Consider the following 13,290-nt stretch of genomic DNA (forward strand, 5'->3'; position numbering starts at 1 on the left):
CCGTATTTCCCTGGAGTCCATGATGTCCCACATCGCCACCACTGCCACCGCCGCGCGCGCGCTGATCGCCGCCCTGATCGGTGCCTCCTGCGCGCTGAGCGCCGGCTCAGCCCTCGCTGCCCGGAAGGCGCCGCCGCCCGCACCGCTGGCCGACCTGAGCGAGGAGCAGATCGCCAACGCCGAGCGTGTGCTCACGGGGCCTCAGCAATGCGAGTTCAAGCAGACGATCAAGGTCGAGAGCGTGCCCGAGAAGGCGGGGTACTTCCGCATCCAGCACAAGGGCAAGAAATACCTGCTGGTGCCGGAGCCGACCACCACCGGTGCGGTCCGTCTGGAAGACAAGAAGGCCGGCGTGGTCTGGCTGCAGATCGCCAACAAGTCGATGTTGATGAATGCCAAGATCGGACAGCGCATGGTCGATGAGTGCATCCATCCGACACAACAGATCTGAAATAGGACTGAAATAGATCTGAGACTGATCTGACACCGCGCTGATGTGGGACAGGCGCACGGGGGCTGTGACAGGTCTGCATGGCGAGATCACCACGGCCAGTGCGTACTTTCCCTTGGCAAGTCTTATATAAGACATAAAATACGGGACTAACCCCAGTCACCCGCACGGAGCCCTCTCATGCTGCAAGCCTATCGTGAACACGCCGCCGAACGCGCTGCCCTCGGCATCCCGCCGCTGCCGCTGGACGCCAAGCAGGTCGCCGACCTGATCGAGCTGATCAAGAACCCGCCGGCTGGCGAGGAAGCGTTCCTGCTGGACCTGCTGACGCACCGCGTGCCCCCGGGCGTGGACGATGCGGCCAAGGTCAAGGCGTCGTTCCTGGCGGCGGTGGCACACGGTGATCTGGCGGTCGCGCTGATCTCCAAGGCCAAGGCCACCGAACTGCTCGGCACCATGGTGGGCGGCTACAACGTGCACCCGCTGATCGAGCTGCTGGACGCCGACGCCGATGTCGCCGCCGTGGCAGCCGAAGGTCTGAAGAAGACCCTGCTGATGTTCGACTTCTTCAATGACGTCGCCGAGAAGGCCAAGGCCGGCAACGCCAAGGCGCAGGAAGTCATGCAGTCGTGGGCCGACGCCGAGTGGTTCACCACCCGTCCGGAAGTGCCGCAGTCGATCACCGTGACCGTGTTCAAGGTGCCCGGCGAAACCAACACCGACGACCTGTCGCCCGCGCCCGACGCCTGGAGCCGTCCGGACATCCCGCTGCACTACCTCGCGATGCTGAAGAACACCCGCGAAGGCGCGGCGTTCAAGCCCGAGGAAGACGGCAAGCGCGGCCCGATGCAGTTCATCGAGGACCTGAAGAAGAAGGGCAACCTCGTCGCCTACGTCGGCGACGTGGTCGGCACGGGTTCCAGCCGCAAGTCGGCCACCAACTCGGTGATCTGGGCCACGGGCCAGGACATCCCGTTCGTGCCGAACAAGCGCTTCGGCGGCGTGACCCTCGGCGGCAAGATCGCCCCGATCTTCTTCAACACGCAGGAAGACTCCGGCTCGCTGCCGATCGAAGTCGATGTCACGAAGCTCGAAATGGGCGACGTGGTCGATGTGCGCCCGTATGACGGCAAGATCGTGCGCAACGGCGAGACCGTCGTCGAGTTCAAGCTCAAGAGCGACGTGCTGTTCGACGAAGTGCGCGCCGGCGGCCGCATCAACCTGATCATCGGCCGTTCGCTGACCGCCAAGGCGCGCGAGTTCCTGGGCCTGCCCGCGTCCACGCTGTTCCGCCTGCCCTCGGTCCCGACCGCCACCAACGCCGGCTTCACGCTGGCGCAGAAGATGGTCGGCCGCGCCGTCGGTCTGCCGGAAGGCCAGGGCGTGCGCCCCGGCACCTACTGCGAGCCGAAGATGACCACCGTGGGGTCGCAGGACACCACCGGCCCGATGACCCGCGACGAGCTGAAGGATCTGGCCTGCCTGGGCTTCTCGGCGGATCTGGTGATGCAGTCGTTCTGCCACACCGCCGCCTATCCGAAGCCGGTCGATGTCAAGACCCACCGCGAGCTGCCCAAGTTCATCTCCAGCCGCGGCGGTGTCTCGCTGCGCCCGGGTGACGGCGTGATCCACTCATGGCTGAACCGCCTGCTGCTGCCCGACACCGTCGGCACCGGTGGCGACTCGCACACCCGTTTCCCGATCGGCATCAGCTTCCCCGCGGGCTCCGGTCTGGTCGCCTTCGGCGCCGCCACCGGCGTGATGCCGCTGGACATGCCGGAATCGGTGCTGGTGCGCTTCAAGGGCCAGATGCAGCCGGGCATCACGCTGCGCGACCTCGTGCATGCGATCCCGCTGTACGCCATCCGCGCCGGTCTGCTGACGGTCGCCAAGGCTGGCAAGAAGAACGTGTTCTCGGGCCGCATCCTCGAAATCGAAGGTCTGCCGGATCTGAAGGTCGAACAGGCATTCGAGCTGAGCGACGCGTCGGCTGAGCGCTCGGCCGCCGGCTGCACGGTCAAGCTGAACCCCGAGCCGATCAAGGAATACCTCACCAGCAACGTCGTGCTGATGAAGAACATGATCGCCGACGGTTATGCCGACGCCCGCACGCTGGCCCGCCGCATCGAGAAGGTCGAAGCCTGGCTGGCCAACCCGAACCTGCTCGAAGCCGACAAGGACGCCGAATACGCGGCCGTGATCGAGATCGACCTGAACGAGCTGACCGAGCCGGTGCTGTGCTGCCCGAACGACCCGGACGACGCCAAGCTGCTGAGCGAAGTCGCTGGCGCCAAGATCGACGAAGTGTTCATCGGCTCCTGCATGACCAACATCGGTCACTTCCGTGCTGCTTCCAAGCTGCTCGAAGGCAAGCGCGACATCCCGGTGAAGCTGTGGGTGGCCCCGCCGACCAAGATGGACGCCAGCGAGCTGACCAAGGAAGGCCACTACGGCGTGTTCGGCGCGGCCGGTGCGCGCACCGAAATGCCGGGCTGCTCGCTGTGCATGGGCAACCAGGCGCAGGTGCGTGAAGGCGCGACCGTGGTCTCGACCTCGACCCGCAACTTCCCGAACCGCCTGGGCAAGAACACCTTCGTGTACCTCGCCTCGGCCGAACTGGCGGCCATCGCGTCCAAGCTGGGCCGCATCCCGACGGTGGCCGAATACGCCGCTGACATGGGTGTCATCAACAAGGACAGCAGCAAGATCTACACGTACCTGAACTTCGACAAGATCGAGGAGTATGCGGACGTGGCCAAGGGCGTGACCGCCTGAAATGCCTTGAACTGGTGACCTGGGTGGCACCAAGCCCCTGGGTTGCCGGAGTTCCATGAAAAAGCCCGCCAAGCGCAACCTTGGCGGGCTTTTTTGCGGGTCGCCGTGGTCAGCGAGGTGCAACAGGCTGCGTTTCTCCGCGCCTCAGCACCATGAAGGCCGTGTCGGCGAGGCCGAGCCGCTGCCGCGCCGCTGCCAGATCGCGCGGCGCCCGGTCCAGCGGCTCGTCGCACAGCCCCTCGAACGTCCCCCAATGCACGCCGATCGAGCGCTTGGCACCGAGGTCAAGGTGAATCTGGGCGGCGTCGAGCGGGTTGACGTGCTGCGTGCGCATGAAGTCGCGTGGCTCGTAGCAGCCCACCGGGATCAGCGCCAGATCGAACCCGTCGCGGCCCGCCCCACGCGCGGCAAAGTGCTGGCGGATGTCGGCGAAGTCGCGGCTGTAGCCGGTGTCGCCGGTGTAGATCAGGTGGACGTTCGGCGCGAACACCGCGAAGCCGCCCCACAGGGTCTGCAGCCGGTCGAAGGGCGTGCGGCTGGACCAGTGTTTCGCCGGGGTGAACACGAACTCGACGCCCTGCTCGGTGTGCGACTGCCACCAGTCCAGCTCGACGACACGCATGATGCCCCGGTCGGTGAACCAGGTCTTGAGCTTCAGCGGCACGATGAACAGCGGCGGGCCACCGGTCTGGGCCTGGAGCGCGAGGACCGATGCCTCGTCCAGGTGGTCGTAGTGGTTGTGCGAGACCAGCACCACGTCGATGCGCGGCAGTTGCGCCGGCGTCAGCGGCGGTGGGTAGACGCGCCGTGGCCCCGCCCAGGACACCGGCGAAGCGCGGGGCGAAAAATGCGGATCCGTGATCACCGAAAGGCCACCCAGCCGGGCCAGCACGGTCGAGTGGCCGAGCCAGGTCACGTTGGGTTCCGGCGCGGCGAGGTCCGGGCTGGCCGCCGGAAGGGGTGGGTCGGGGCGCGGGGGATCCTTGCGCGTGAGTTGCCATCGCCAGACTTCCCACAGCGACTTGTCCATCGTGCTGCCGTCCCGATTGCGGAAGCCGTCGGCGGTGTGGTGGGGCGGGCGGTCTTGACCCGCGGCCGTCGGGCTGCTGCTGTTGGCGCAGCCGATGCTCAGCAGGCTGGACAGGACCAGCGCCAGCCAGGGCAGCGTCCGGTGTCGTGGGGTGTGGCGGTGGGCGGTGGTGGTCAACGGTCGGCTCGTCGGGCGAAGACAGGCACTGGCATCATGGCAGCGGTGGCATCGGCGGACAGAGGTGGGGTGATGCAAGGTGACGGGGTGGGCGTGGATGACCCGGGTGACTGCGGCGAGCCCGAGCGGTTGCCTAGGCTGTTGCCGCTGGGCGACGGAGCCTGGACGGTGGAGTTCGGCCGCACGCTGGCGCCGTCGGCCAACGCGCGGGTGCTGCGGCTGGCGCGTCTGGTGCAGGCCGGGCTGCGCCGTGATCCCGCGCTGCACGGGGTGCTGGACGTGGTGCCGACGTTTCGCTCGCTCACCGTGCTGTTCGATCCGCTGCGCACCGAGCCCGAGGCACTCGGCGCGCACTTGCTGCGGCTGAGCACCACCCCTGACGACACCGGCATGCAGCCGGTGCGCCATTGGCGACTGCCAGTGTGCTTTGAGCCGGTGATGGCGCCCGACCTCGCGCTGGTGTGCGCCGCGACGGGGCTGTCGGCCGAGGCGGTGGTGCGGTGCCTGACGCGGGCGCGGTTCCGGGTCGGCATGATCGGTTTCATGCCCGGATTTCCCTACCTGACCGGGCTGCCGCCCGAGCTGTCGATGCCCCGACTAGCCACGCCGCGCTCGGCGGTGCCGGCCGGGTCGCTGGCGGTGGCGGGGGCGATGTGCTGCGTGTACCCGTGGGAAAGCCCTGGCGGGTGGCGGCTGCTCGGGCACATGCCGCTGCCGCTGTTCGAGCTGGCGCAGACGGAGGCGCCGGCCTGGCTGGCCGCAGGTGACGCGGTGCGCTGGACGGCGGTGGACCGGGCCGGGCATGACCGGCTGGCGGCCGACTGGGCGCGGGGTGTGCTGACGCGGCAGGACTTTCTCGACACCGAGGGCGGGCCATGTCCGGCGGTCTGATCGAGGTGGTGTCTGGCGGGGTGGGCTGCACGGTGCAGGACGCCGGGCGCTTCGGCCAGCGCCACGGCGGCATTGCGCTGGCCGGTTTCCTCGTGCCGCCGCTGGCGGACGCAGCGAATGCGCTCGTCGGGAATCCGGCCGGGTCGGCGTGTCTGGAGTGGCGTGGCCTTGGGTTCGTGGTGCGGGTGGTGCGCGGACCCGTGCGGGTGGCGGTGGCGGGGCGGGTGCGCGCGGAAGTGTCGCGGGGCGACGGGCCATGGCGCCTGCTGCCCGAATGGTGCAGCGCGACGCTGTGCGAGGGCGATCGGCTGCAGCTCGGGGCGGTCGCCGGTGGCTGCGCTTACCTCGCGCTGGGCGGCGGGGTGCAGGTGCCGCTGGTGCTGGGCAGCCGGTCCACGCATGTCCGCACGCGCCTGGGTGGCGTCGAGGGGCGAATGTTGCGGCCCGGTGATCGGCTGCCGTGTGACCGCCGGGCGGAGGGTGGCGCGGGCGAGCGCATGGCCCGTGCGCCGTACCCGTTCGCCGACGGTCCGATCCGCGTGCTCTGGGGGCCGCAGGACGACCATTTCACGCCCGCGGCCCGCGCGCAGTTCCTCGACACCGACTGGCGCGTCACACCCGAGCAGGACCGCATGGGCATGCGCCTGGCCGGACCGCCGCTGGCGCACCTCAGCGCCGCGGCGGCCGACATCGTCTCGGACGGCGTCGTGCCCGGGGCCATCCAGGTGCCGGCCAACGGCCTGCCGATCGTGCTGCTGGCGGACGGGCAGACGGTGGGCGGGTATCCGAAGATCGTCACGGTGATCCGGGCCGACCTGCCGCGGCTGGCGCTGGTGCCCCCGGGCTGCACGGTGCGCTTTGTGGCGGTGGAGGCGTCCGCTGCGCGGCAAGCTTTGCGGCAGGTGGTGGCCGAAGGTCAGGCATGGGCGGCGGCGCTGGTGCCCTGTGCCCCCGAGGGCTGGCTCGATGAAGCAGCGCTCTACAGCAGCAACCTCGTCAGTGGCATGCTGCGGGCCGAACCTTGAACCTGCCGGAGTCCGCCTTGTCCAGCCTTGACACGATCAACCTCAACGCCGACCTCGGCGAAAGCTTCGGCGCCTGGTCGATGGGCGATGACCCGGCCCTGCTCGACGTGGTGACGAGCGCCAACATCGCCTGCGGCTTCCACGCTGGCGATCCGCTGGTGATGCGCCAGACCGTACGCTCGGCCCTGGCGCGCGGGGTCAGTCTCGGCGCGCACCCGTCGTTCCCCGACCTGCAGGGCTTCGGCCGGCGCCGCATGGACCTGTCGCCGGCGGAGCTGGAGGCGGTGCTGGTCTACCAGATCGGTGCGCTGCAGGGCATGGCCGCGGCGGAAGGCGGGTGGGTGACGCATGTGAAGCCACATGGCGCGCTGAGCAACATGGCGTGCGCCGACGCGGCGCTGGCGGAAACGGTGGCGCGGGCGGTGCGGGCCGTGGACCGGGCGCTGATCCTGCTCGCCCCGGCGCATTCGGCATTGGCGCAGGCGGGTGAGCGGGCGGGCCTGCGTGTCGCGCTGGAGGTGTTCGCCGACCGGGCGTACCAGGACGACGGCCAGCTCGTGCCGCGCGCCCAGCCCGGCGCGGTGCTGCACGGCGCCGAGGCGTGCTGGCAGCATGTGCAGCGCCTGCTGGACGCCCGCGCGCTGGTGAGCGTCACCGGCCGGCGTCTGCCGACCGCGATCGACAGCGTCTGCGTGCATGGCGACGGCGCCGACGCAGTGGCGACGGCGCGGGCGATCCGCAGCGGGCTGGCGGGCGCCGGGTTCGCGGTGGTGCCGCTGCCGCAACTGGCGCGGCTTGCGCCATTGAGCGCCTGAGCGGCTGAGCAGGCGCAACGTCTATGGGTCACCCTCGGTAGAGAATTCAAGCGATCGGCGCTATCTTGTGGCGGCACACTCCCCGCAGTCGATGGTCGATTCAACCAGGAGCACCTTGATGGCCCTTTCACCCGGCAGGCGCGCCGCGATCACCGTGCTGGTCACCGCCGCGTTCGGCGGCGCGCTGTATTTCGCCTTGCGCGGCCAGCAGCAGGAGCAAGCCGCGCAGATTGAGCAGCAGGAGGTCGCCTCGGCCACCGTGCTGCGCGGCGTGATCTCGCTCGATGTCGAGGGCTATTTCAAGGATCCCCGGGTGCAGAAGCGGCTGGCGGCGCAGCGGCTGCCGGTCGAGGTGGTGCGCGTGGGCAGCCGCGAGATGGCCTCCCGGGTGGTGGCCGGATCGGCACCGGATTTTTTCTTCACCGCGGGCGTCGTCTCCGCCAACCAGATCGTCGAGGCGGCGCGCAAGGCGAACCTGCCCGCCGTGCAGGTGGCGCCGTTCCACTCGCCGCTGGTCATCGCCTCGTGGGAGCCGATCGCCAAGATCCTGGTCGCCAACGGGCTGGCCAAGGCGGTCTCGCCCAAGGTCTACAGCGTGGACACCGAGCAGCTCACCAAGCTGATGCTCGCCCGCAAGCGCTGGAAAGACCTGAAGGACAGCGGCGGCTACGACGTCTCGCGCAGCGTGCTGGTCTCGACCACCGACCTGCGGCGCAGCAACTCCGGCGCGCTCTACCTCGCGCTGACCAGCGCGGCGCTGAACGGCGACGTGGTCACCGACCGCGCCACCGGCCAGAAGCTCGCGCTGCAGCTCACCGAACTGTTCAAGCGCCAGGGCTACCAGGAAAACTATGTCGATGGCAACTTCGACGACTACGTCTCGATCGGCATCGGCAAGACGCCGATGGCCTTCCTCTATGAATTCCAGATCGTGCGCCACGCGCTGCAGAAGAAGGGCATCGGCGCCGACATGGTGCTGATGTACCCGCAGCCGACCATCGTCAACAAGGAAGTCTTTGTCTCGCTGAACGAGCGGGCGAAGGCGCTGGGCGAGCTGCTGGCCAGCGATGCCGAACTGCAGGGCATTGCGGTCGAATACGGTTTCCGCATTGCCGACACCGAGCGCTTCGTGGCCGCCGTGAAGCCGACCGGACTGGCGGTGGAGCCGCGGGTGACGCAGCTCGTCGATCCACCGTCCCCCGAGGTCATGACCGAGATGATCGACACCGTTGCCAGGGAGATGACGCAATGAACCGCACGATGAGGATGTTTCGCCGCCTGGCGGCCACGGCGCTGGTGCTGCTGGTGGCCGCCTGTGGGAAGAAGGCGGACGAACCCGTCCCGATCGCCGCCGCCACGCCGACGCCCGAGTTCACCGTGCTGGCCACCAGCGACCTGCGCGACATCCAGCCGCTGGAGCAGATGGTGGACAAGGCCACCGGCGTGAAGCTGAAGTTCCGCTTCGGCGGCACGATGGAGAGCACGGAGGCGGTGCTGACCGGCGAGGCGAAGGCGGACGCGGCGTGGTTCGCCAATGCGCGCTACCTGCTGTCGAACCCGCAGGGGCAGGCGCGGGTGAAGCTGCAGGAGAAGATCATGCTGTCGCCGATCGCGGTCGGCGTGAGCGAGTCGGACGCCCAGCGATACGGCTGGGACAAGCCCGACCTGAAGCTGACCTGGAAGGACATCGCCGCCGCCGCCAAGGCCGGCAAGCTGACCTACGCGCTGTCCAACCCGGCCACGTCGAACCAGGGTTTCATGGCGCTGATGGGCGTGGTGGCCGCCGCCAGCGGCAAGGCGGAAGCCTTGTCGGCAGCGGACGTGGACCGTGGGGCGATCGCCGATTTCCTCAAGGGCTACAAGCTGCCGGGCGACAACTCGACCTACCTCTCCGAGCAGTTCATCCTGCAGCAGGGCACACGCGTCAACGCCTTCATCAACTACGAGAGCTGGCTGCTGAGCCTGAACGCCAGCGGCAAGCTGCGCGAGAAGCTGCGGCTGATCTACCCCTTTGAGGGCGTGAGCACGGCGGACTACCCGTTCATGCTGCTCGACGAGGGCAAGCGCGCCGACTACCTGAAGGTGGTCGAGTACCTGAAGGGCGACGAGGCGCAGACCTGGCTGGCGCGCCAGACGCTGCGCCGGCCGATCAAGCAGGACGTGGCAGCGCGTGTCGAAGACCTGTTGCCGAAGCAGGGCCTGCAGGTGGAGCTGCCGTTCTCACCGGACCGGGCGCTGGCGGACGGCCTGATCGCCGCCTACCTGAACGAGTTCCGCACGCCGATCGCCAGCACCTTCGTGCTCGACACCAGCGGCAGCATGCAGGGCGAGCGCCGCCGCCAGCTCATCCAGGCCATCGACTACATCGCGGGCGCCGACACCTCGCTCACCGGCCGCATCGCCAAGCTGACCAACCGCGAGCGGATCTGGCTGCAGCCGTTCTCGGAGACGCCTTACGGGCGGAAGGCGTTCGAGGTGCCGGCCGGGGCGGCGACGGCCAAGGGAGTCGCGGAACAGGCGGACAGCGACGCCAAGCGGCAGGTGCTGGCCGACGTGCGCGGCGCGGCGGACCAGTTGCAGATGCAGGGCGGCACCGCGGTGTACGACGCCGTGTTCGAGGCGCTCACCCACATGCTCGCCGAGCGCCAGAAGAATCCGAAGTTCCAGTATTCGGTCGTCGCCCTCACCGACGGCGAGAACAACAAGGGCCGCACGCTGGAGGACTTCAAGCGCGACTACGCCGCATTGCCCGAGGACGTGCGCGGCATCCCGGTGTTCTGGGTGCTGTTCGGCGAGGCCAACGAGGCGGCGCTGAAGGAACTCGCGCAGCTCACCGGCGGGCGTGTGTTCGACGCCCGCAAGACGCCGCTGTACAGCGTGTTCAAGGACATCCGGGCCTACCAATGAAGGGCGTGATGCGGTGGTTGGCCTCACCAGCGAACTGGTGCGGGCTGGGGCTGGCGAGTGTCGTGCTCGGGCTGAAGGGCGCGGGGCTGCTTGGCTCGCTCGGGCTGGGCATGGCGGTGCTCGGCTATGGCGCGGGCTTCGTGGTCGGCGGGCTGTGGTTCGGGTTTCCGTCGAACCGGGAGCCAGCGTGGGAAGCGCTCGAATTCAGCGACGAGGGCAACACGCGCGAGGCGATGGAGCGGGCGCTGACCGGCGTGCGGCGGCTCGTCGATCAGAACCCGGGCCAGCGCATCCCGGCGGCGCTGAAGACGCGGGTGCTGGCGCTGTGCCAGTCGCTCGACGCGCTGCTGGCGCAGTGGGAGGGCTCGAAGGGCACGCTGTCGCTGCAGGACAGCTTCCATGCCCGCCACATCGCCATCCGCTACCTGCCCGAGATGCTCAACACCTACCTGTCGATCCCGGCCGAGTTCGCCGCCACGCAGCGGCTCGACAACGGCCAGACGGCGGTCGAGACCTTCCAGGCGACGCTGGCCGAACTGGAGACCAAGGTCCGCCAGTTGCGCGCCGACCTGGCCGGTCAGGATGCGCAGGCCTTCCTCGAACACTCCCGTTTCCTAAACCAGAAGTTCGCGCCGCAAGGACTGGACGCGCCCGCGCTCAACCTCCCGCCGAATCCCTCGATTTCCCCGAACCCACGGAAGGACGCTTCGACATGAACCAACCCGCTACCCCGGCTTTCACGCTGACGCCACCCGAAGTGCTGGCCCCGGTGCCGGTCGAAGCCGCCCGCGAGGCGGTGCCGCTGCAGCCGGCGCTGCGCCAGCAGGTCGATGACCAGGTGCTGCGCTTCATCGACGCGCTGGCCACCGAGGACATCCACTCCGACACCTTCAAGGCACGGCTCGACAGCGCGTTCGCCTTGGGCAAGGAAGAGATTTCCAACGCCTCCAGCCTGATGCAAGGCCGCTTCATGCAGGCCAACTTCGTCGGCGTGGAAAGCAGCCCCGCCTTCAAGGCGCTGCAGGACATCCGCGCCCAGCTCGACGACCTGAATCCAGGCAACGACGGCGACCTGATGCAGCCGCGCAAATTGCTCGGCCTGATTCCGTTCGGCAACAAGCTGGAGGCCTATTTCCGCAAGTACCAGAGCGCAGCCGAGCAGCTCAAGACCTCGATGGGCCAGCTCTATGCCGCCCGCGACGACATGCAGAAGGACGTGATCGCCATCGAGTCCACTCGGGCCAAGCTGTGGGAGGCGATGACCAAGCTGGCGGCGGCGGCGCGTTTTGCCACGCAGCTCGACACCCAACTCGACGAGCGCGTGCGCGCGCTGGAGCCGACCGATCCGCAGCGGGCACAGGCGCTGCGGCAGGAGGTGCTGTTCTACGCCCGCCAGAACCTGCAGGACATCCAGACCCAGCAGGCGGTGTGCGTCAACGGCTACCTGGCGCTCGATGTGCTGAAGAAGACCGGCCGCGAGATGATCAACGGCTGCACCCGCGTGGCGACCACCGGCATGAGCGCGCTGGCGGTGGCGCAGACGGTGGCGCGCGCGACGGGCAACCAGATCCGGGTGATGGAGATGCTGCAGGGGGTCAATGCCACGATCGGCAATCTCATCAGTGAGACCGGCCGCCAGCTCAACCAGCATGTCGACCAGACCACCCAGTTCGCGCAGAACCCGATGCTCGGCATCGAGAAGATGAAGGAGATGTTCGACCAGACCTTCCAGGCCATGGACACGATGGACAACTTCCGCACCAAGGCCATTGAGGTGATGGGCCAGAACAACGCGATGATCCGCGATCAGCTGGCCAGGGCGGATGGGTATGTGGACCGGACCCGCCAGCAGCAGGCCCGTGAGGCGGCCTCGGCGGTGGTGGCCACCGGCGGGCCGGTGAAGCTCTGAACCCGGGCGGGTTCAGGGGTGCGAGGTCGCGACCTGGACCGGTGCGGGTGCACCAGCAGTGGGCGCCTGGGTGACAAACGCCAGGTTGTACTGCGCACCCGGCAGGCCTTGGGCGATGGCCTTGCGGTACCACTCGGCGGCCAGCGCGGGGTCGCGCGGCACGCCGTCACCACGCTCGTGCATCAGGCCGAGGCTGCGCTGGGCGCGGGCATCGCCCCGGGCGGCGGCGTCCGAAAACTCCTTCAGAGCCACGCCATGCTGGCCGCGCTGGTAGGCCGCGACGCCGTCGTCATAGCCGGCCCAGGCGGCGGTCATCGGCAGGCAGGCCAGCAGGAGCACGCTGAAGCCGTGGCGCAGGGAAGGGGTGTGGAGGGTAGGCATGGCAGGTATGCTGATAGGTACTATCCCGTACTTCAAGGGCGCAATGCACGACCGTTGGAAACGCGCCAGAAACATGCCAGAAACATGGGGATGATTTGGCCACTTCTTGGCACTTCAGCTCCCCGACTTTCGGCCAGCCCGCCGAAACGCCTGTCTTTTTCCGCGTCTGCGCAGGGGAGGTGGGCCGTAGTCTGGAGACCGTTTTGTAACGGAGTGTTGTCATGTCGGACCGCAGGCCCTGCCGTGGGTGGTTGCCGGGGCTGGCGCCGGTGTCGCTGCTGCTGCTGGCGCTGTCGTGCAGTGCGCCGGGCCGCGTGCTGGCGGCCAACGCCTCGACAGTGGTGCTGGCCGGCACCATGGGGGACAAGGTGGTGCTGGTGATCGATGGCCGCACCCGCGTGATGACGGTCGGCGAGACGGTGGACGGTCTGCGGGTCCAGCGGGGTTCGGGTGCGCAGTCCGTGGTGCTGGACTCCGGTGGCGGGCGACAGGAGCTGGTGGTTGGCGCGGCGCCGGTGGCGGTCGGTCCGGCGGCTGGTGGCCGTGGCGTGGCGCGCAAGCTCGTGCTGCAGGCGGGCCGTGACCAGCTGTTCCATGCCGACGGCGAGATCAATGGCCAGGCGGTGCAGGGTGTCGTGGACACCGGTGCGTCGGTCGTCGTGCTGTCCACGCAGGCCGCGCGCCGGCTGGGCGTGGACTGGCAGGCGGGCACCACGGCGCAGGTGCAGGTGCAGACGGCGTCCGGCCGCAGCGTCGGGCGCCGGGTGCGCCTGGCACAGGTCAGCCTCGGACCTCTGCAGGCGCGCGATGTCGAGGCCGTGGTGATCGACAGCGACATGCCCTTCGTGCTGTACGGCAACAGCTTCCTGCGCGGCTTCCGTCTGCAGTGGGAACAGGGTCGGCTCTCGCTGACGCCCTGAACCGATACC

The 13,290-nt window shown here is 68.7% G+C and carries 12 protein-coding genes; 10 read left to right on the top strand and 2 right to left on the bottom strand.

The features are described from left to right. Positions 1-22: 22 nt before the first annotated feature. The gene (locus U5O44_RS18350) at positions 23-451 is read left to right on the top strand and encodes a hypothetical protein (protein WP_322589843.1); all 429 of its coding nucleotides are present in this window, start codon (positions 23-25) and stop codon (positions 449-451) included. 180 nt (positions 452-631) lie between these two features. Further along, a complete protein-coding gene (gene acnB / locus U5O44_RS18355) occupies positions 632-3,226 on the top strand; it encodes a bifunctional aconitate hydratase 2/2-methylisocitrate dehydratase (RefSeq protein ID WP_322589844.1) in 2,595 nt (864 codons plus the stop codon). A gap of 109 nt (positions 3,227-3,335) precedes the next feature. Here acnB and U5O44_RS18360 read toward each other — a convergent pair whose 3' ends face one another. Next, the gene (locus U5O44_RS18360) at positions 3,336-4,433 is read right to left on the bottom strand and encodes an MBL fold metallo-hydrolase (RefSeq protein WP_322589845.1); all 1,098 of its coding nucleotides are present in this window, start codon (positions 4,431-4,433) and stop codon (positions 3,336-3,338) included. 72 nt (positions 4,434-4,505) lie between these two features. On the opposite strand from U5O44_RS18360, the gene U5O44_RS18365 reads away from it, so the two are divergent. The 7 genes from U5O44_RS18365 (at position 4,506) to U5O44_RS18395 (ending at position 11,980) form a co-directional block, all read left to right on the top strand. Beyond that, positions 4,506-5,324: a 5-oxoprolinase subunit B family protein gene (locus U5O44_RS18365; protein ID WP_322589846.1), complete on the top strand. Its 819-nt coding sequence runs from the start codon at positions 4,506-4,508 to the stop codon at positions 5,322-5,324. Continuing rightward, a complete protein-coding gene (locus tag U5O44_RS18370; RefSeq protein WP_322589847.1) occupies positions 5,309-6,349 on the top strand; it encodes a 5-oxoprolinase subunit C family protein in 1,041 nt (346 codons plus the stop codon). Before U5O44_RS18365 ends, U5O44_RS18370 begins: the two co-directional genes overlap by 16 nt. A 17-nt stretch (positions 6,350-6,366) precedes the next feature. Further along, positions 6,367-7,164, top strand: coding sequence for a LamB/YcsF family protein (locus U5O44_RS18375; RefSeq protein WP_322589848.1), 798 nt, complete (start codon positions 6,367-6,369; stop codon positions 7,162-7,164). Between the two features lie 118 nt (positions 7,165-7,282). Next, positions 7,283-8,416, top strand: coding sequence for a substrate-binding domain-containing protein (locus tag U5O44_RS18380; RefSeq protein ID WP_322589849.1), 1,134 nt, complete (start codon positions 7,283-7,285; stop codon positions 8,414-8,416). Next, positions 8,413-10,071 (top strand): vWA domain-containing protein, encoded by a 1,659-nt coding sequence (locus U5O44_RS18385; protein WP_322589850.1) that lies wholly within the window; start codon positions 8,413-8,415, stop codon positions 10,069-10,071. The genes U5O44_RS18380 and U5O44_RS18385 overlap by 4 nt, the downstream gene beginning before the upstream one ends. An 8-nt stretch (positions 10,072-10,079) precedes the next feature. Next, complete coding sequence (locus U5O44_RS18390; protein ID WP_322589851.1) at positions 10,080-10,787, top strand: hypothetical protein; 708 nt, start codon at positions 10,080-10,082, stop codon at positions 10,785-10,787. Then, positions 10,784-11,980, top strand: a complete 1,197-nt coding sequence (locus U5O44_RS18395) for a toxic anion resistance protein (protein WP_322589852.1) — start codon at positions 10,784-10,786, stop codon at positions 11,978-11,980. The genes U5O44_RS18390 and U5O44_RS18395 overlap by 4 nt, the downstream gene beginning before the upstream one ends. A 12-nt stretch (positions 11,981-11,992) precedes the next feature. On the opposite strand, the gene U5O44_RS18400 is transcribed toward U5O44_RS18395, so the two are convergent. Further along, positions 11,993-12,361: a tetratricopeptide repeat protein gene (locus tag U5O44_RS18400; RefSeq protein WP_322589853.1), complete on the bottom strand. Its 369-nt coding sequence runs from the start codon at positions 12,359-12,361 to the stop codon at positions 11,993-11,995. A 221-nt stretch (positions 12,362-12,582) separates the two neighbouring features. Between U5O44_RS18400 and U5O44_RS18405 the strand changes: the two genes are divergently transcribed. Beyond that, complete coding sequence (locus tag U5O44_RS18405; RefSeq protein WP_322589854.1) at positions 12,583-13,281, top strand: retropepsin-like aspartic protease family protein; 699 nt, start codon at positions 12,583-12,585, stop codon at positions 13,279-13,281. The last annotated feature ends 9 nt before the right edge of the window (positions 13,282-13,290 follow it).

The organism is Sphaerotilus sp. (assembly GCF_034519685.1).
Taxonomy (GTDB): domain Bacteria; phylum Pseudomonadota; class Gammaproteobacteria; order Burkholderiales; family Burkholderiaceae_C; genus Sphaerotilus.